This is a genomic window from Amycolatopsis benzoatilytica AK 16/65, from assembly GCF_000383915.1.
Classification (GTDB): domain Bacteria; phylum Actinomycetota; class Actinomycetes; order Mycobacteriales; family Pseudonocardiaceae; genus Amycolatopsis; species Amycolatopsis benzoatilytica.
Genome location: NZ_KB912942.1, coordinates 7818302 through 7834404, shown reverse-complemented (window position 1 = coordinate 7834404; position 16103 = coordinate 7818302). Strand labels below are relative to the sequence as shown.

Here is a 16103-nt window from a genome sequence, read left to right as displayed (position 1 = left end):
AAGCGGTGCTCACAGCTTCGCGTCGACGTCGCGCAGCACGCGCAGCGTGTTCTGGCCGGCGAGTTTCGCGCAGTCCTCGTCGCTCCAGCCGCGCTCCATCAGGGCAGCGATGAGCACCGGATACTTCGACACGTCCTCCAACCCTTCGGGCAGCGCGCCGACGCCGTCGTAGTCGCCGCCGAGCCCGATGTGGTCGATGCCGGCGACCTCGCGGGCGTGCTCGATGTGCGCGACGACGTCCGCGACCGTCGTGGCCGGCTTGGGCGGCGCGTCCCAGGTCTCGACGAACCGGCCGCGCTGGCCGAGGTCCAGGAACTCCTGTCCGGCGGCTTCCATGGCGGCCTTGAGCTGGTTGTCCCATTCGGTGACCGCGGCCGAGACGAAGGCGGGCACGAAGGTGACCATCGCGACGCCGCCGTTGCCGGGCAACTGGGCGAGGACGTCGTCCGGAATGTTGCGGGGGTGGTCGTTGACCGCGCGGCAGGACGAATGACTGAAGATCACCGGTGCCTCGGACACCTCGAGCGCGGCGCGCATGGTGCTCGGCGCGACGTGCGAAAGGTCGACGAGCATGCCGATCCGGTTCATCTCCCGAACGACCTCGCGGCCGAACTCGGTCAGCCCGCCGTGTTCGGGCCGGTCGGTGCCGGAGTCCGCCCAGGTGGTGTTGAAGTTGTGCGTCAGCGTCATGTACCGGACCCCGAGACGGCGCAGGATCCGCAGCACGCCAAGGGATTCCGAGATGCTGTGGCCGCCTTCGGCTCCCAGCAGGGAAGCGATCCGCCCGTCCGCGAAGGCAGCCTCGGCCTCGTCCGCCGTGGTCACCAGGCGGAGCCGGTCCGGATAGCGCTCAGCCAGCTGGTGCACCACCTCGATCTGTTCGAGCACCGCGGTGACCGCGCTGTCGCCCTTGAACTCGCACGGCACGTACACCGACCAGAACTGCAGGCCGAGCTTGCCCGCGGCGAGCTTCGGGAAGTCGGTGTGCAGCGTCGGCTGGTCCGCGGTGAGGTCCACCGCGGCAACCGCTTCGACCGGGTTGGGCCCGGCTTTCATCCGCAGCGCCCACGGCAGATCGTTGTGTCCGTCGGCGAGGATCGTGGTGGCGAGCAGGTTCTGCGCGCGGGTCAGCTCGGTCATGCCTCGACCCTAGCGAGACACGCCCGTGCCGCGCCGTGCTCCGGAACGCCTTCTCGCCCCTTCGTTGCCCCGGGAACCTCTCGCGCGCAAGATGTAATCCGGGTAGAGTGTTGCGGGTGACGTCCGATCCCCTCGCCGACCCGTGCACCGACGACGACGAGATCGTGACGTGGTGGGGCCTGGTGATCGAGGGCTACCTGGCCACCCAGAACACGCTGATGGGCGAGATCGCCGACCGGTTCGGCCTGGCCCCGGCGTCGTTCGACATCCTGATGCGCCTGGTGCGCTCGCCGGAACACCGGATGCCGATGACCCGGCTGGCGACCGAAGCGGCCCTGTCCAGCGGCGGATTCACCAAGGTCGCGGACCGGCTGGTCGCGGCGGACCTGATCTGCCGGGTGCCCAGCCCGCACGACCGGCGAGTCACGTTCGCCGCACTGACCGAACACGGACTGGAAGTGGCCGTCGCCGCCCGCTCGGCCTGCGCGGAGATCTTGCGCCGCATCGTGCTGACGCCGCTGGGCGACGACGCGGCCGGACTGGCGGAGGCGATGCGGACTCTCCGGTCGGTGAACGGGTGAGGCCGGCGGACGGATTCGGCCACGCGCCGGCGCTCACGGACAGCTGAAACCTTCCGCCTCCAGCCTGCGCCGGAGAACGTCCAGGCATCGCTGCCGGATCCGCGACACACTCGCGGGCGACACCCCCAGCTCAGCCGCCAGTTCGCGATGCCTCAGGTCCGGACAATGCGCCAGCAGCAACATCAGCCGCCGATGCCGGTCAGGGAACTCGTCCACCGCTCGCCACAGTGCGGAGCCCAGTTCCGCGGCCAGCACCGAACACTCCGGCGGATCGACCGGCGACCGCGATTCCAGCCGCGAATCGTCCACCCAGGTCATCCGCGCACGGGTTTCCACCGCGCGCAACGCGTATCGACGCGCCACGGTCGCGAGCCAGCCCGGCAACGCACCCGGGTCGCGCAGGATCGGCGGCCGGGTCAGGAATTCCAGCCAGGCCGCCTGGCAGGCGTCGTCGGCTTCGCCGCGGAGCCCCGCGTTCGCGCTGATGATCCGCGAAACCCTCGCCGACACCCGGCGAATCTCGTCCTGGTCATCCATCCCGACGCCCCTTCCTGCACGGTCGGCAATACAGACGGACCGGACATCTCGGCGGATCCCCGCCGTCGGGGGCGATGCCGAATCGGGTGATCGACTAGCGCGTCGGGTATCCGGAGGAGCCGGAAACGCCTCGGTCCCGGCTCGCGGTGCAGACTGTCCGCGAAGGGCACCCTGCCGGACTTAGATTCCCTCAAGGGGCCCTTCACGGACTTCAGCGGGAGCGGAGCGCCAGGGGAAAACCTCACCGCCGGTTTCAGCGAGAGAACGTCACATGAATAGTCCCGCTCTCCGCGACCTCGCTGCGCACCTGGTACCCCCGTTCGAGTTCGCGCATGTCCGCCCAGAGATTCTCGCCGCGCCCCAGCAAGATCGGCGTGATGCCGACGTGCAGCCGATCCACCAGCCCGGCCGCCAGGTACGACCGCACCACGCGAATCCCGCCACCGATGCGGACGTCGCTGTCTCCCGCCGCTTCCCGGGCACGCGAAAGGGTTTCCTCGATCGAAGCCTGCACGAAATGGAAGACTGTCCCTCCTTCCATCTCCAAGGAGGGCCGCGATTCGTGGGTGAGCACGAAAACCGGGCAGCCGAACGGCGGGTTCGGCCCCCACCAGCCCCGCCAGTCCGGGTCGCCGGGATGCGCGTGCAGGCCGAACATGCCCGCGCCCATGATTTCGGCGCCGACGCCCTGGAAGTAGGCCGCGGCGTAGTCGTTGTCCACCCCAGTGGTTCCCTCGCCCGTCTTGTGGAAGACGCGCTCCTGGAAGGTCCGCGTCGCCATGTACGCGGCCTGAAGACGGGTCCAGTCCGGGCCCATCGGGTCTTCCGGGGTCTGGTCGGTGGTTGTGGCGTAGCCGTCGAGGGAGATGGTGAGGTCGACACGCACTTGTCCCATTGCCGCCGCTCCAAAGTGATTGTAAAATGAAATCACTACTACCGTAGTTCGCGGCATCCGGCGACGTCAAGGAGGGCGCGAGATGGCTCGAGCGGCGACCGAGGGACCGAGGTCCGGCTGCGCGATCAACGCCGCCGTCGAAGCCCTTGGCGATCACTGGTCCTTCCTGGTGCTGCGCGACATGATCTTCGGCGACCGCAGGTACTTCCGGGAACTGCTCGCCGGCTCCCTCGAGGGCATCGCGTCCAACATCCTCAGCGACCGCCTGAAAAAGCTCGTCGCGGCGGGCATTCTCACCAAGGAAGAAGTCACGCGCGGGCAGCGTGCCCGGTACAGCCTCACCGAGGCCGGCATCCAGACCGTGCCGATCCTGTTCGCGCTCGGCAACTGGGGCCTGGACTGGCGCGAAGGCACCCCGGAACTGCGCACCCGCCAGGAACTCATGCGCGCCGAGGGGCCGGCGTTCATCGCGGAACTGATGGACGAACTGCGTGTGCGCCACCTCGGCGCCCCTCCGGTCGACCCGGCCGGCCCCGGTCCGCTGGAGCGGCTCGAGGCGGCGTACCAAGAAGTCGCACGACGAGAGAGAAGCGCCTGACTCGGCCAGCGGGCACCGCGTGTTCTGGCCGAAGCAGTGTCAGCGCAAGCCCGGCATCAGCCGCACCGCGTTGCCGGACAGCACGCCTTCCAGCACGTCGGCCGGCAATCCGAGGTCGGCTACCGCGCGGACGTTCGTCGCGGTGCCCGGGACACCGGGCCAGTCGGTGCCGAAGATCCACTTTCGCGCCAATCGCACGAGATCGAAGCGCGCGTAGTACTCCGGCAGCTTCTTCGGCGGCAGGCCGGCCAGGTCCAGCCAGACGTTCGGCCGCGACTGGGCCATGAACGCCGCTACGTCGTACCACCAGCCCCGGCCGCCGTGCGCGAATACGAAGTTCACCGACGGGAAATCCTCGACCACGTCGGACAACAGCGCGGGATCGCCGTAACTCGCGCGCGAGCCGGGGAACACCGACAGTCCAGAATGGAGGATCACCGGCACGCCGCGTTCGGCGCACAGCGCATAGACCGGGTACAGCTCCTTGTCCGCGGGGGAAAACGCGCCGTGCACCGGGTGGATCTTCAGCGCTACCGCGCCGAGCGCGAGCTGCCGTTCCACCTCGGCGGCCAGCGGATGATGCAGATGCGGGTTGACGTTCGCCACCAGGCGAAACCGTTCCGGGTTGTATTCGGCCAGCGGCAGATTGTCCTCAATCGGCTGGATCCCGGTCGCCCGCGGGCTGTATTCGGAGAACAACAGCACCCGATCGACGCCCTCGCTCGCCATCAGGTCGTCCATCGCAGCCGGGATCACCGTGCCCTCGGCGTCGTACACCGTGCGCCACGGGTATTCACCCGCGAACTCGCGCGCCCAGTCGAGCCACGCCGGTTTCAGTGTCGGCAGCCGGGGAGTGTGTACGTGGGCATCCACCACGAAGTGCTCGTCGATCATGCGCGCCAGTCGATCACGGTTGCGGCTGCGGCGTCCGCAGCGACTCGCGCACCTGTTCGCGGATCACGTTCCGCCGAACCTTCCCGGTGGCGGTCTTCGGCAGCTCCGCCATCTCCACCACGCCGCGCGGCCGTTTGAACGCCGCCAAGCCTTCCCGGCAAAATTCGATCAGCTCCTCCGCGTCCACAGTGGCCGATGGCGCGGCGACGACACACGCCACCGGTTTGTCCAACCCGTCCTCGTCCGGCGCGGCGACCACCGCCACCTCGGCCACTGCCGGATGCTGCAGCAGCCGCTCCTCCACTTCGGACGGAGAAACCCAGATACCGCCCGCCTTCAGCATGTCGCCGAACCGGCCGAGACAGGTATACGTACCGTCCTCGTTGCGCACGTAGCTGTCGCCGGTGCGCAGCCACGAACCCTGGAAAACCTGTTTCGTCGCCTCGTAACGCGCCCAGTACCCGGTCGCGAGGGACGGACCGGCGACGAACAATTCGCCTGCCCGGCCAGATTCCCGGATCACCGCGCCCTGCTCGTCGCGAAGCTCGACAGAGTACCCGGGAACCGCGACCCCGGTACTGCCCGGCCGCACCGCCCGCGGCCGGTTGGACAGGAAGATGTGCAGCGCCTCGGTCGAACCGATCCCGTCCAGGATCTCAACGCCGAACCGGTCCCGAAACCGCGTGAGCAATGCCGCGGGCAACGGTTCACCCGCCGAAACGGCGTGCCGCACCGAGGAAAACGAATCGTCCGGGACGTCACTGGCCAGCAGTGCCGCATAGAACGTCGGCACCGCGAAGAACAGCGTCGGCCGATCCGCCCGCGCCCGCGCGGCGATCAACCCCGGCGTCGGACGCGTCGGTTCCAACAGGGTCGTACCACCGCAGGAGAGCGGAAAGAACGCCGAATTACCCAGCCCGTACGCGAAAAACAGCTTCGGCACCGACAGGAACCGGTCCGAAGAGGACACTTCGAGTACCTGATCAGCGTAGGTCGAGCACACCTCGCGGATGCTCGCGTGCCGATGCATCGCCCCCTTCGGCTGCCCGGTGGTCCCCGACGTGTACAGCCACAGCGCCGGCGAATCCTCCCAAGTGGACGCCGGCGCCAGATCGTCCGGACCGGACAGCGGCCACCGATGAGTGCGCACCCCGGCCGGGAACTCCGCTGGGTCCGCACGATCCAGCACCACGTCGGTGACCTCGGGCGCGCCGGTCAGCGCGGCCACCGCCTGCGCGGAGAATTCGCCGGAAACGCACAGCACCCGCGCCCGCGAATCGGCCAGCACCCGGCCCAGCTCCAGCCCGGTGACCATAGTGGACACCGGCACCGCGACCGCGCCGGCGAGCATCGCGCCGAGGATCCCGCTCAGCAGCTCGACGTCGTCGACCATGCAGAACATCACCCGCTCCTCCGGCCGCACGCCGAGCGCGCGCAGCCTGGCGGCGACCCGACGCGACTCGGCGGCGAGTTCGCGGTAGCTGAGCGTGCGGCGCGGAGACACGACTGCGAGCGCGTCCGGACGGCCGCGGCCGAGCAGGTACTCCGCGGCGTTGAAGTTCGCGGGAACCGTCATCAGTGCCCCCCTCAGGTGAGGTACACGTACTCGTAGTCGAAAGGTTTTCCGTTGATGCCCTGCCGCGGCGGCGCGACCCAGCTGGCGATCTTCCCGCGCTCGTACACCGGGTGCATGAGCGACCGGACGAACGTCAGGTCCTCCGCCGTCGGCAGCCACTTGTGCCGCGCTGCCTCCCACGTGGCCTCGTCGACGATGCTGCCGTCCGGAGTCACGTGGTGGCCGGAGTTTATGCCCACCTCGCGGTTGAAACCAGGGTGCGGCAACGCGAACCGGAAGTCGATGCCCGCGTCGCCGAGGATCTTGTTCCACCGGTTCACGCCGGTCTGGCAGTCCGCGGTGTACTCGCCGCGCAGATCGAGGTTCAGCAGCAGGATCGCCTGCATCTCCTCCGACGTCCAGGTGCCGTCGTCGCGCGGACGGTCCAGCACGCGGCTGTCGTCGGTGAGCTTGTGGTCGTCCTTCCGCCGGGTTTCCTGCCAGCGGCCCTTGAGCCCGGCGGTGTAGTAGTTCGCCGCGTTCGTGGAGGTCTCGCTGCCGAACAGGTCGAGCGACACGGTGTAGTGGAAGTTCAGGTACCGCTGGATCAGGTCGAGCGGGATGCCGCCGTGCGAAGCGATGTCATAGGTGTCGTGCTCGCGGATCAGCTCCGCGCTGCGCTGCACCACCCGGTCGACGCCGGTGGTGCCCACCATCATGTGGTGCGCCTCTTCCTTGAGCATGAACTCGCAGGTGCGCGACAACGGGTCGAACGAACTCTCCTTCAACGTCCCGAGCTGGTACTTCCCGTCCCGGTCCGTGAAGTAGGTGAACATGTAGAACGCGAGCCAGTCGGCGGTTTCCTCGTTGAACGCGCCGAGGATCCGCGGCGCGTCCGGGCTGCCGGAGTTGCGCAGCAGCAGGCCCTCGGCCTCGTCGCGGCCTTCCCGGCCGAAGTAGGCGTGCAGCAGGTAGACCATCGCCCACAGGTGCCGCCCCTCCTCCACGTTCACCTGGAAGAGGTTCCGCAGGTCATACAGCGAAGGGGCGGTCAGCCCGAGCAGTCGCTGCTGCTCGACCGACGCCGGCTCGGTGTCGCCTTGGATCACGATCAGCCGCTGCAGGTCGGCGCGGTACTCGCCGGGCACCTGCTGCCACACCGCGTCGCCGGCGTGCTCTCCGAACGCGATCCGGCGGTCCGGATCCCGCTCGGCCAAGAAGATGCCCCAGCGGTAATCCGGCACGTTGACGTGGTCGAAGTGTGCCCAGCCCTCGCGCCCGACGCTGACCGCGGTGCGCAGGTAGACGCCCTCGGTCTCGAGCGTGGGACCCATCTCGCCCCACCAGTTCATGAACTTCGGCTGCCAGCCCTCCAGCGCGCGCTGCAGCCTCCGGTCGTCGGCGAGGTGCACGTTGTTCGGGATCTTGGCGTCGTAGTCGATCTTTTCCGGCATGGGTTCAGACCCGCTTCCTGTCGAAGACCGCCTTCTGGCCGGTGCCGTAGCGACGCAGCGCGCCTTCGGGACCGGAGGCGTTCGGTCGGGTGAAGATCCAGTTCTGCCAGGCGGTGAGCCGTCCGAAGATCTTGGTCTCGATCGTTTCCGGGCCGACGAACCGGTGGTTCGCCTCCATCCCGGTGAGCGCGTCCGGCGACAGCGACGCACGGCCCTCCAGCGCGATCCGGATCTCGTCCTCCCAGTCGAGGTCGTCCGGCGCGTCGGTGACCAGGCCGAGTTCGACCGCCTCGGCGGCACTCAGCGCGTGGTCGCGTTCGCGGGACAGCCAGGCCAGGTGGTCGTCGTCGCCGTAGAACCGCGATTGGAGCCGGGACAGGCCGTTGCCCATCGGGAAGGCGCCGAAGTTGGCTTCGGACAGGGTGATCGTCGCGCGCTCCGGCGAATCCTCGTCGTCGATCGGCGGCCCGTCCAGGAGGTACTGCCGGTCGGCCGCGAAGGCCAGCTCCAGCAGACTGCCGGCGAAGCAACTGCCCGGTTCGATCAACGCGATCAACGTGCGGCTGGTGACGTCGAGGCGCTTCAGCGTGCGCTTGTAGTAGTGCAGGATCTCGTTGCTCAGCCAGTCTTTCCCGCTCAGCACGACCTGCTCGTGCGCCAGGACCTGCGCCGGGTCGCCTTCGGTGCGCAGCACCCAGGTGCCCAGCTCCGGTTCGTTCGTGCGCAACCGCAGGATCGCGTCGTCCAGCTCGCGAGTCAGCCGCAGCAGCCAGCCGTCGAGCTGCGGTTCGCCGGACGGACCCAGCACGGTGAGCGTGACCAGCGAGTTCGCCCGGTCGTACGCGACGCGCAGGTGCCGGTACTCGATCCCGTCCTCGGTGCTCGACGGCTCCAGCGGGGCCAGCTCGATGCCCTGCTCGGCGGGCAGCCGGTCGGATTCCTCGGCCAGCTCGTGCGCCCGCGACAGCACCTTCTCGCGGAACCCGACGCGCGGCACCAGCTCGTCCACCAGCCGCCAGTCCACCGCGGTGCGGCCTTTCACCCCGTCCGGCCGGGTGGCGAACACGTCGGCGAGGTCGCGGCGGACGCGCCGCTTGTCGACCACTCTGGTCAGGCCGCCGGTGCCGGGCAGCACGCCGAGTAGCGGCACCTCGGGCAACGAGACGGTGGACGAGTTGTCGTCCACGAGCAGGATCTTTTCGCAGGCCAGCGCGATCTCGTAACCGCCGCCGGCACAGCTGCCGTTCACCGCGGCGAGATACCGCTGGCCGGAGAACTCGGTCGCGTCCTCGATGCCGTTGCGGGTCTCGTTGGTGAACTTGCAGAAGTTCACCTTCCACTCGTGCGGCGACGCGGCCAGCATCCGGATGTTGGCTCCGGCGCAGAACACCTTGTCCTTGGCACTGGTCACGATCACCGCACGGACCTGCGGGTGTTCGAACCGCAGCCGCTGGGTGGCGTCGTAGAACTCGATGTCCACGCCGAGGTCGTAGGAGTTCAGCTTGAGCTCGTAGCCGGGCACGAGCCCGCCCTGCTCGTCGACATCCATCTCCAGCCAGGCGACCTCGCCGTCGACGGTCAGTCGCCAGTGCCGGTAGGCGTCTGGATGCCGCTCGAACGTGACAGGTGTGGTGGTGGTCACGACCTCGATTGTCTACATGATCTCAACGAACGTCAATGTTGTGTAGACATTTGCCCGGCGACACTCACCCGGTTGAGCCGCGTCGCCGCCCAGCATACGAAAATCCACATCGCGAGCGCGGCGATCGCGTCGGTGAAAATCGTCGCGAACCAGAACGCCGGGATCCGCGGCACCCCGACCAGGAAGTGCCCCGCGCTCGCCAGCCCGGACAGCGAGTAGACGAGCAGCAACGCCAGCGAACGCCAGTATCGGCCGGTCAGGAAGGCGCGGTAGCCGGCCGCGCCGAACGCGGTGAACACTACCCAGCTCACCGCGACCACGACCTGCGCGGCGAGCACGCTGATTCCCGGAATCTGCGGGTAGTCGGCCGCGCGCACCGTGTTGTGCGTGTAGTGCAGGACCGTGCTGAGCAGGGTGAACACCAGGATTACCCGCAGCGGACACAGTCCCTTCGAGCGCAGAACGTCCATGCTTCTCGCCCCCTTGCGATTTGATAGATCGCTCTAGCGTGGGAGCGTACTTCGGTCAGACCAGGTCTCGCAACGCGCGCAGGGTGCGCACTGTCGTATCGACGTCTTCTTCGGACAGGCCGGCGGCAGCGGTGTCGGCCCAGGCGGCTTGCCGTGCGCCAAGGACGTGCAGCGCGGCTCGCGCTTTGCCGGTCAGCTGCAACAACGGCGCGCGAGCATCGGCGGGGTTGTCGATACGCCGGAGCATCTCATTGCGCAGCAAGCGATTCACCGTCTCTTGAACACTCTGCCGACGCAGCCCGCGCCGACGCGCCAGCTCCGCGACAGTGGCCGATTCCCGTTCCAGAAAGCCAATGACCTGCCACTGCGCGGCGGTCAGCCCGACTTCCGCGGTCAGCCGGTCGCCGGCGCTGAGCAACACGCCGTTGGCGACGAAGACCTCGTTGACGAGCTGAGTGAATTTCTCCGCACGCGGAGTCCTGGACGCCATGCGTGTTAGTGTTCCATTTTGACAGGTGCCTGTCGAAATCTGGCTGTCGAAATCGAGGGGGAAGCACTGATGGAGATGCCCGCCGTCGGCACCGCGCACGAAGCACTGGCCGCCCTCGTCGGCGACTGGTCCGGCGCCGAAGACCTCGCCGCCGCGCCTTGGGCGCCAGCCGCGACTGCCACCGCGACCTGCAGTTACCGCCTCGCGCTCAACGGCTTCGCGGTACTGGAGGACTACGTCCAGACCCGCGAGGACGGCAGCCGGATGCTGGGCCACCACGTCTTCACCGTCGATCCGGCCACCGGCGAAACGCTCTGGTACGGCTTCGACAGCTACGGATTCCCTCCTGCGGGGCCTGCACGCGGCGGCTGGCATGAAGGGACCCTTCACCTCAAAAAGCACACCGAACGCGGCGTCGCGGCGCACCGGATCACCCGGGACGGCGACGTTCTCACCCATGAGATCGACGTCCGGCTCGGCACCGACAGCGATTTCCGCCCGTTCCTTCGTGCCCGCTACACGCGGAGTGCGCGACACTGACCAGATGACCGAGCAGATCTCCGAGACCGGCGGCATCACCCTGTGCCACGAATCGTTCGGCGATCCGGCCGACCCGCCGTTGCTGCTGGTGATGGGCCTGGCCGCGCCGATGATCTGGTGGGACGACGAGTTCTGCGCGCAGCTGGCCGAGGCCGGCTTCCACGTGCACCGGTTCGACAACCGCGACGTCGGCCGCTCCGGGCACGGAACCGGCCGGGCGAACCTGCCGCTGGCCTATGTCCTGCGGTCCGCGCCGTACTCGCTCGCCGATCTGGCCGACGACGCCGCCAACCTGCTCGACGCGCTCGACATCGAACGCGCGCACCTGGTCGGCGCTTCGATGGGCGGGATGATCGTGCAGGAGTTCGCGATCCGGTACCCGCACCGGGTCCGGACGCTCACCTCGATCATGTCCACCACCGGCGCGCGCAACGTCGGCTTGCCGAGCCCGCGCGCCGCGCTGGCGATGCTGGCCCCGGGGCCGCGCACCCGCGAGGAGTACGTGACCCAGCTCGTCCGCACGTCGAAGCTGATCGGATCGCCCGGCTATCCGTTCGACGAGGAGCATTTCCGGCGGCGCGCGGAACGCACGTACGACCGCGGCCTCAACCCGGCCGGCGTCTTCCGGCATCTCGCCGCGATCCTGTCGGCCCGCGACCGCACGGCGGATCTGCGTCGGCTTGCCGTGCGCGCCTTGGTGATCCACGGTGCCGCGGACCCGCTGGTGCACGTGTCCGGCGGCCGGGCGACGGCTCGCGCGCTGGGCGCGGATCTCGACGTCGTGCCGGGCATGGGGCACGACCTGCCGCGCGAAGTGTGGCCGCGCGTGATCGCCGGGATCCGGCGGATCGCCTTCGCTAACCGGTGATCGTCACCGAACCCAGGTGCGAGAAGTGCGCGGCGACGCGGGCTCCGGGGCGCAGGTCGACGGCGTCGGTCATCCCGCCGGTCAGCACTAGCCAGCCGGGTTCGAGTGCCAAGCCGCGCGCGGCCAGCGAGTTCGCCGCCAACGCCAGCGCTTCGGCCGGATGCCCTTGCACTGCGGCACCGGTCGCGGTGTCGACGATCTGACCGTCTACTTCGAGCAGCGCGGCTTCCAGCGAAAGGTCCAGTTCGGTCGGCGCCACGCCGACCGGGCCGAGGCCGAACAACGCGGACGAGCCGTTGTCCGCGACGACGTCCGGCAGGGTGAACCGGTAATCGCGGTACCGGCTGTCGATGATCTCGATCCCGCCGTACACCCGGGAAACCGCAGCCAGCGCGGTCGCCGCGGTGACCCCCGGACCGGCCAGCCGCTCGCCCATCACGAACACCAGTTCCGGCTCGGCGCGCGGGTGGATGAGCCGCGGCATCGGCGCGCCCGCGGGCAACACCATCGCGTCGGTCAGCCAGGCGAGCAGCGGTTCTGCGATGCCCATCCGCTCCTGCTTCGCGCGGGACGTGAGCCCGAGCTTCACCCCGACGACCGTCTCGCCGCGTTCCTGGCGCAATCGCAAGGCTTCGTCCTGGATCGCGTAGGCCGTAGCGAGGTCGAGATCCGGCCAAGTCTCGGTGAGCTGCCCGCTCTCCTCGGTGCGGCCGAGCAATTCCTGAGCCGCGGCAACGATTTCGGCGGTCACTTCTCCTCCTCCGGCGCGAACACCGCGGTCACACTGCCCAAGCCGGCCATCCGCGCGACGACCGTGTCGCCGGGGCGCACCGGCTGCGCGGCGGTCATCGAACCGGGCAGCACCACGTGGCCCGGCTCCAGCGTCACGCCGAGCGGGCCGACCTTGTTCGCCAGCCACACCAATGCGTTGATCGGCGAGCCGAGCACCGCGCCGCCCGCGCCGGTGGCCGCCAGCCTGCCGTTGACGTGCAGCGTGCAGCCGGCGAGCCGCAGGTCGACGTCGCGCAGCCCGGTCGGGCTGCTGCCGAGGATGACGCCGCCGGAGGACGCGTTGTCCGCGATGGTGTCGAAGATCGAGATTTTCCAGTCGCGAATCCGCGAGTCCACGATCTCCAGCGACGGCAGCACGAAATCGACCGCACGGACCGCGTCCGCGACGGTGACCCCGGGGCCGCGCAGCGGTGCGCCGAGCACGAACGCGATCTCCGGCTCGATCCTCGGCTGCAGGAACCGCGCGGTCGGGATCGACTGGTGCTCGAGCAGGAACATCGAGCTGGTCAGGTGCCCGAAGTCGGGTTGGTTCACGCCCATCTGGCGCTGCATCGCCGCGGAGGCGAGGCCGACCTTGTGGCCGCGGACCGGATCGCCGGCTGCTTCCCAGGCGCGCACCTGCTCCTGCTGCACGCGGTAGGCGTCCTCCTGGGTCGCGTCCGGAAAGGTCTTCACGAGCGGGTCGATCGGCTCGTGCTCCTCGTACGCGCGGGTCAGCAGCGCGGCGGCAGCCTGCAGCTCGGTGGGTTCCACCTGCGGAACTCTGCCCGCTGGCCGCGATCGCCTCAACCCGGCCGTTCCACTGGCCGGTACAGCAAGTCTCTCGCTCGACAATGTCTTGCGCGCGAGAGTTTTTCCGCGTACCGTTCTCCTGGTTGGCCCCCAGGAAGGACGTGACCCGAGATGGCACCCACCGAGACCGAAGTCGCCCAGCTCGCCCAGACCCGTGACCAGCTGCGGGACAAGCACCTGCACCCCGCGGCGGAGCGCCCGGCGACGGCGGGCCGCGGCATCCACCACACCGCGCTGCTGTCCAGCGACGTCGAGCGGACCATCACCTTCTACCAGGACATTCTCGGCTTCCCGCTCACCGAACTGATCGAAAACCGCGACTACCCGGGGTCGAGCCACTTCTTCTTCGACGTCGGCAACGGCAACGCGGTCGCGTTCTTCGACCTGCCCGGACTCGACCTGGGCCCCTACGCGGAGGTGCTCGGCGGCCTGCACCACCTCGCGCTGTCGCTCACCCCGGAAAACTGGGCGGGCGCCCGCGCCCGGCTCGACGCGGCCGGCGTCGAATACCAGGAAGAGAGCGGAACTTCGATCTACTTCGCTGATCCGGACGGCGCTCGGATCGAGCTGATCGCGGACGACCTCGGCGAGATGTACGGGTCGAAAATCGGCTGAATCACCCCTGGACGCCGCCCCCGGCCCAGGTCAGAGTGTGGTGATGTCCTACGCGCGCAGCACCCGGCGCAACACGCTCGACGAACTGGTCGCGCGCGTCCGCTTCGAAATGCGGCTGCACCTGGCGGAACCGGCAGCGACGAGCCAATACGACGAGCTCGCCGCCGTCTTCACCCTCGGGCACCACGAGTGCGCCGCTCTGCTGGCGGATCGCCGAGCTTTGCCCAGGTGGGAGCGACGGCTGCTGACCCGGTTCGCGCGGCGGCTGTACGGGAGCGCGATCGTTTCCAGCGTGGCCGACGTTCCGCCCGGCACCGCCGACCTCGCGCGGGCGTTCCCGGCGGAAATCGCCTGGCTCCGCCCCGGCTCAGGAGACCCTGGTGTCCGCTATGACCTGCAAGGACGCGGCCTGCTGACCGTCTTCCGGCTGGCCGTCGGCGCGAGCGGCGAGAGGTGGCCGGACCGCGCCGAGGTCGCGTCGGCGGTCGCCCGGAATGTTCTGGCATGCAGCGCCGCATTCCTCCGCCGCTCGCCCTGGCACGTGATGTGGCCGGTCTACCGCGTCCGCGGCCTGCGGCTGTGGCGGTTATGACGGAATCCTTTGCGGGGAAAGGACGTTAGGTCAGGCATGAGTCCCGAAGAGATCTTGGGCCAGGCCCGCACGATCGCGGTGGTCGGGTTGAGCCGCGTGCCCGGCAAGGCCGCGCACGACGTGCCCGCTTCGCTGCAGGCACACGGGTTCCGGATCATCCCAGTGCACCCGTCGGCGACCGAGCTGCTCGGCGAGAAGGTGTACCGGTCGCTGGAAGACATTCCGGAGCCGGTGGATCTGGTGGACGTCTTCCGTCCGGCGGCGGAAACCCCGGGAATCGCCCGGTCCGCGGTCGCGATCGGGGCCAAGGCGTTGTGGCTCCAGCAAGGAATCGTGTCGGCCGAGGCCCGGCAGATCGCCGAAGACGGCGGACTGGAGTACGTGGAGGACCGTTGCACCGCGGTGGTGCGGGCGGTCGCGCAGATTTCCCTGGTCTAGCCGCCACGCAGTCGGTTGAATGCGCCGGACCGGCCGGGTTTCGCCACGAAGTCCGCGATGAGCAATGCGCATTCCCGAGCGCTGCGGACGGATGTGTCGCACTCGAAGTCGTAGTCGCCGTGGGCGTGCACCACGGGAAACTGCCGCTCGGCCAACCCGGACGGCCGGTCGCCGCGCTCCCGCTGCCGACGCCGCAGTTCCGGCAGCGGACAGTGCACGCCGACGAAGGTGACTTCCTGTTCCCGCAACACTTCCAGACAGTCCGCGAGCCAATGCGGGCGCAGGACGTGGTCCGCGATCACCCCGTTGCCCGCAGCCGCGAGCCCAGCCAGCATCCGGTGGTAGCCGAGCACAGTCCGTTCGAAGACCTGCTCGAACCCGGGCGTGCCGAACTCGGGTGTCCGAGCCCGGGAACGCATGCTGTTGACCGCGTCGCGAGGCAGCGAAAAATACGGCCCTGGCAGCAGTTCCAGCAGCTCAGCCGCGATGCTCGACTTGCCCGCGCTGGACGCGCCGTTCAGGAAGACGACATGACCGCTCATCCCACGAGCCGGTAGCCGACCCCGCGCACCGTCTCGATCGTCTTGGTCCCGAACGGCGTGTCGATCTTCCGGCGCAGGTACCCGACGTACACCTCGACCACGTTCTCGTCGCCTTCGTAGTGCGCGTCCCAGACATGCCCGAGGATCTCGTTCTTCGTCAACGCCGCCCCCTGCCGCCGCAGCAGGAACTCCAGCAGGCCGAACTCCCGCGCCGTGAGCTCGATCCGCGTCTCTCCTCTGTGGACGGTCCGGGCGGCCGGGTCCAGCTGCAGGTCGCCCGCGGTCAGCACCGCCGGGCGGGCCGGCGCGCCCCGGCGCAGCAGCGCGCGCAGCCGGGCCAGCAGCACCACGAACGAGAACGGCTTCGACAGGTAGTCGTCCGCGCCGAGGTCGAACGCGTCCGCCTCGTCGTACTCGCCGTCCTTCGCGGTCAGCATCAGCACCGGAGTCCAGTTCTCCGCCGCTCGCAAGCGCTTCAGCACCTCGTAGCCGGACAGCTCGGGCAGCATGATGTCGAGAACCACGGCGTCGTAGTCGTGCTCCATCGCCGACCACAGCCCGTCCGCGCCGGTGTGCGCCACGTTCACCGTGAACCCCTCGGCGACCAGGCCACGGCGAAGGGTTTCGGCGAACTCGAGTTCGTCCTCCACGATCAGCAGCCGCATGGC

Annotated in this window: 20 protein-coding genes; 7 read left to right on the top strand and 13 right to left on the bottom strand. The window is 68.9% G+C overall.

Annotation, left to right across the window (positions count from 1 at the left end; genetic code table 11):
• Positions 1-9 precede the first annotated feature (9 nt).
• A complete protein-coding gene (locus tag AMYBE_RS0136645) occupies positions 10-1140 on the bottom strand; it encodes a dipeptidase (protein WP_020664371.1) in 1131 nt (376 codons plus the stop codon).
• A gap of 107 nt (positions 1141-1247) precedes the next feature.
• Here AMYBE_RS0136645 and AMYBE_RS0136640 point away from each other — a divergent pair, with 107 nt between their 5' ends.
• Positions 1248-1721, top strand: a complete 474-nt coding sequence (locus AMYBE_RS0136640) for a MarR family winged helix-turn-helix transcriptional regulator (protein ID WP_020664370.1) — start codon at positions 1248-1250, stop codon at positions 1719-1721.
• Positions 1722-1754: 33 nt separating this feature from the next.
• Here AMYBE_RS0136640 and AMYBE_RS0136635 read toward each other — a convergent pair whose 3' ends face one another.
• Together AMYBE_RS0136635 and AMYBE_RS0136630 are read right to left on the bottom strand one after the other, a co-directional pair.
• Positions 1755-2258: an RNA polymerase sigma factor gene (locus AMYBE_RS0136635; RefSeq protein ID WP_020664369.1), complete on the bottom strand. Its 504-nt coding sequence runs from the start codon at positions 2256-2258 to the stop codon at positions 1755-1757.
• Between the two features lie 253 nt (positions 2259-2511).
• Positions 2512-3153: a dihydrofolate reductase family protein gene (locus AMYBE_RS0136630; protein ID WP_020664368.1), complete on the bottom strand. Its 642-nt coding sequence runs from the start codon at positions 3151-3153 to the stop codon at positions 2512-2514.
• An 82-nt stretch (positions 3154-3235) separates the two neighbouring features.
• On the opposite strand from AMYBE_RS0136630, the gene AMYBE_RS0136625 reads away from it, so the two are divergent.
• Complete coding sequence (locus tag AMYBE_RS0136625; protein ID WP_020664367.1) at positions 3236-3751, top strand: winged helix-turn-helix transcriptional regulator; 516 nt, start codon at positions 3236-3238, stop codon at positions 3749-3751.
• Positions 3752-3790: 39 nt separating this feature from the next.
• On the opposite strand, the gene AMYBE_RS0136620 is transcribed toward AMYBE_RS0136625, so the two are convergent.
• Genes AMYBE_RS0136620 through AMYBE_RS0136595 form a run of 6 tightly spaced genes read right to left on the bottom strand, consistent with a single transcriptional unit; the run spans position 3791 to position 10256 of the window.
• Positions 3791-4645 (bottom strand): amidohydrolase family protein, encoded by an 855-nt coding sequence (locus tag AMYBE_RS0136620; RefSeq protein ID WP_020664366.1) that lies wholly within the window; start codon positions 4643-4645, stop codon positions 3791-3793.
• A gap of 13 nt (positions 4646-4658) precedes the next feature.
• Positions 4659-6221: a benzoate-CoA ligase family protein gene (locus tag AMYBE_RS0136615; protein WP_020664365.1), complete on the bottom strand. Its 1563-nt coding sequence runs from the start codon at positions 6219-6221 to the stop codon at positions 4659-4661.
• A gap of 11 nt (positions 6222-6232) precedes the next feature.
• Positions 6233-7654, bottom strand: coding sequence for a benzoyl-CoA 2,3-epoxidase subunit BoxB (gene boxB, locus AMYBE_RS0136610; protein WP_020664364.1), 1422 nt, complete (start codon positions 7652-7654; stop codon positions 6233-6235).
• 4 nt (positions 7655-7658) lie between these two features.
• Positions 7659-9296 (bottom strand): 2,3-epoxybenzoyl-CoA dihydrolase, encoded by a 1638-nt coding sequence (gene boxC, locus AMYBE_RS0136605; protein ID WP_020664363.1) that lies wholly within the window; start codon positions 9294-9296, stop codon positions 7659-7661.
• Positions 9297-9328: 32 nt separating this feature from the next.
• On the bottom strand, positions 9329-9766 hold the full coding sequence (locus AMYBE_RS0136600) for a hypothetical protein (protein ID WP_020664362.1): 438 nt from the start codon (positions 9764-9766) through the stop codon (positions 9329-9331).
• A 55-nt stretch (positions 9767-9821) separates the two neighbouring features.
• Positions 9822-10256: a MarR family winged helix-turn-helix transcriptional regulator gene (locus AMYBE_RS0136595; RefSeq protein WP_020664361.1), complete on the bottom strand. Its 435-nt coding sequence runs from the start codon at positions 10254-10256 to the stop codon at positions 9822-9824.
• A gap of 69 nt (positions 10257-10325) precedes the next feature.
• Here AMYBE_RS0136595 and AMYBE_RS0136590 point away from each other — a divergent pair, with 69 nt between their 5' ends.
• Both AMYBE_RS0136590 and AMYBE_RS0136585 read left to right on the top strand, forming a co-directional pair.
• Positions 10326-10796, top strand: a complete 471-nt coding sequence (locus AMYBE_RS0136590; protein WP_020664360.1) for a DUF1579 family protein — start codon at positions 10326-10328, stop codon at positions 10794-10796.
• A gap of 4 nt (positions 10797-10800) precedes the next feature.
• Positions 10801-11664, top strand: a complete 864-nt coding sequence (locus tag AMYBE_RS0136585) for an alpha/beta fold hydrolase (RefSeq protein WP_020664359.1) — start codon at positions 10801-10803, stop codon at positions 11662-11664.
• On the opposite strand, the gene AMYBE_RS0136580 is transcribed toward AMYBE_RS0136585, so the two are convergent.
• Together AMYBE_RS0136580 and AMYBE_RS0136575 are read right to left on the bottom strand one after the other, a co-directional pair.
• Positions 11654-12415 (bottom strand): 2-keto-4-pentenoate hydratase, encoded by a 762-nt coding sequence (locus tag AMYBE_RS0136580; protein WP_020664358.1) that lies wholly within the window; start codon positions 12413-12415, stop codon positions 11654-11656. The two genes, AMYBE_RS0136585 and AMYBE_RS0136580, sit on opposite strands and share 11 nt — an antisense overlap.
• A complete protein-coding gene (locus AMYBE_RS0136575; RefSeq protein ID WP_020664357.1) occupies positions 12412-13209 on the bottom strand; it encodes a 2-keto-4-pentenoate hydratase in 798 nt (265 codons plus the stop codon). The genes AMYBE_RS0136580 and AMYBE_RS0136575 overlap by 4 nt, the downstream gene beginning before the upstream one ends.
• Positions 13210-13359: 150 nt before the next feature.
• Here AMYBE_RS0136575 and AMYBE_RS0136570 point away from each other — a divergent pair, with 150 nt between their 5' ends.
• From AMYBE_RS0136570 to AMYBE_RS0136560, 3 genes are read left to right on the top strand one after another with little or no spacing between them, the layout of a single operon-like run.
• Complete coding sequence (locus tag AMYBE_RS0136570) at positions 13360-13863, top strand: VOC family protein (RefSeq protein ID WP_020664356.1); 504 nt, start codon at positions 13360-13362, stop codon at positions 13861-13863.
• 43 nt (positions 13864-13906) lie between these two features.
• Complete coding sequence (locus tag AMYBE_RS0136565) at positions 13907-14455, top strand: hypothetical protein (RefSeq protein ID WP_034289769.1); 549 nt, start codon at positions 13907-13909, stop codon at positions 14453-14455.
• Positions 14456-14491: 36 nt separating this feature from the next.
• Positions 14492-14893 carry a CoA-binding protein gene (locus tag AMYBE_RS0136560; RefSeq protein ID WP_020664354.1) on the top strand — a complete coding sequence of 134 codons (402 nt, stop codon included), beginning with the start codon at positions 14492-14494 and terminating at the stop codon, positions 14891-14893.
• On the opposite strand, the gene AMYBE_RS0136555 is transcribed toward AMYBE_RS0136560, so the two are convergent.
• The gene (locus AMYBE_RS0136555) at positions 14890-15435 is read right to left on the bottom strand and encodes a chloramphenicol phosphotransferase CPT family protein (RefSeq protein ID WP_020664353.1); all 546 of its coding nucleotides are present in this window, start codon (positions 15433-15435) and stop codon (positions 14890-14892) included. The genes AMYBE_RS0136560 and AMYBE_RS0136555 overlap by 4 nt on opposite strands.
• Positions 15432-16100 carry a response regulator transcription factor gene (locus AMYBE_RS0136550; protein WP_020664352.1) on the bottom strand — a complete coding sequence of 223 codons (669 nt, stop codon included), beginning with the start codon at positions 16098-16100 and terminating at the stop codon, positions 15432-15434. Before AMYBE_RS0136550 ends, AMYBE_RS0136555 begins: the two co-directional genes overlap by 4 nt.
• Positions 16101-16103: the final 3 nt, after the last annotated feature.

Excerpts from the sequence above, each read along its gene's own strand:
- AMYBE_RS0136645 (WP_020664371.1), bottom strand. The coding sequence starts at position 1,140 with ATGACCGAGCTGACCCGCGCGCAGAACCTGCTCGCCACCACGATCCTC.
- AMYBE_RS0136635 (WP_020664369.1), bottom strand. The coding sequence starts at position 2,258 with ATGGATGACCAGGACGAGATTCGCCGGGTGTCGGCGAGGGTTTCGCGG.
- AMYBE_RS0136630 (WP_020664368.1), bottom strand. The coding sequence starts at position 3,153 with ATGGGACAAGTGCGTGTCGACCTCACCATCTCCCTCGACGGCTACGCC.
- AMYBE_RS0136625 (WP_020664367.1), top strand. The coding sequence starts at position 3,236 with ATGGCTCGAGCGGCGACCGAGGGACCGAGGTCCGGCTGCGCGATCAAC.
- AMYBE_RS0136620 (WP_020664366.1), bottom strand. The coding sequence starts at position 4,645 with ATGATCGACGAGCACTTCGTGGTGGATGCCCACGTACACACTCCCCGG.
- AMYBE_RS0136615 (WP_020664365.1), bottom strand. The coding sequence starts at position 6,221 with ATGACGGTTCCCGCGAACTTCAACGCCGCGGAGTACCTGCTCGGCCGC.
- boxB (WP_020664364.1), bottom strand. The coding sequence starts at position 7,654 with ATGCCGGAAAAGATCGACTACGACGCCAAGATCCCGAACAACGTGCAC.
- AMYBE_RS0136600 (WP_020664362.1), bottom strand. The coding sequence starts at position 9,766 with ATGGACGTTCTGCGCTCGAAGGGACTGTGTCCGCTGCGGGTAATCCTG.
- AMYBE_RS0136595 (WP_020664361.1), bottom strand. The coding sequence starts at position 10,256 with ATGGCGTCCAGGACTCCGCGTGCGGAGAAATTCACTCAGCTCGTCAAC.
- AMYBE_RS0136590 (WP_020664360.1), top strand. The coding sequence starts at position 10,326 with ATGGAGATGCCCGCCGTCGGCACCGCGCACGAAGCACTGGCCGCCCTC.
- AMYBE_RS0136585 (WP_020664359.1), top strand. The coding sequence starts at position 10,801 with ATGACCGAGCAGATCTCCGAGACCGGCGGCATCACCCTGTGCCACGAA.
- AMYBE_RS0136570 (WP_020664356.1), top strand. The coding sequence starts at position 13,360 with ATGGCACCCACCGAGACCGAAGTCGCCCAGCTCGCCCAGACCCGTGAC.
- AMYBE_RS0136565 (WP_034289769.1), top strand. The coding sequence starts at position 13,907 with ATGTCCTACGCGCGCAGCACCCGGCGCAACACGCTCGACGAACTGGTC.
- AMYBE_RS0136560 (WP_020664354.1), top strand. The coding sequence starts at position 14,492 with ATGAGTCCCGAAGAGATCTTGGGCCAGGCCCGCACGATCGCGGTGGTC.
- AMYBE_RS0136555 (WP_020664353.1), bottom strand. The coding sequence starts at position 15,435 with ATGAGCGGTCATGTCGTCTTCCTGAACGGCGCGTCCAGCGCGGGCAAG.
- AMYBE_RS0136550 (WP_020664352.1), bottom strand. The coding sequence starts at position 16,100 with ATGCGGCTGCTGATCGTGGAGGACGAACTCGAGTTCGCCGAAACCCTT.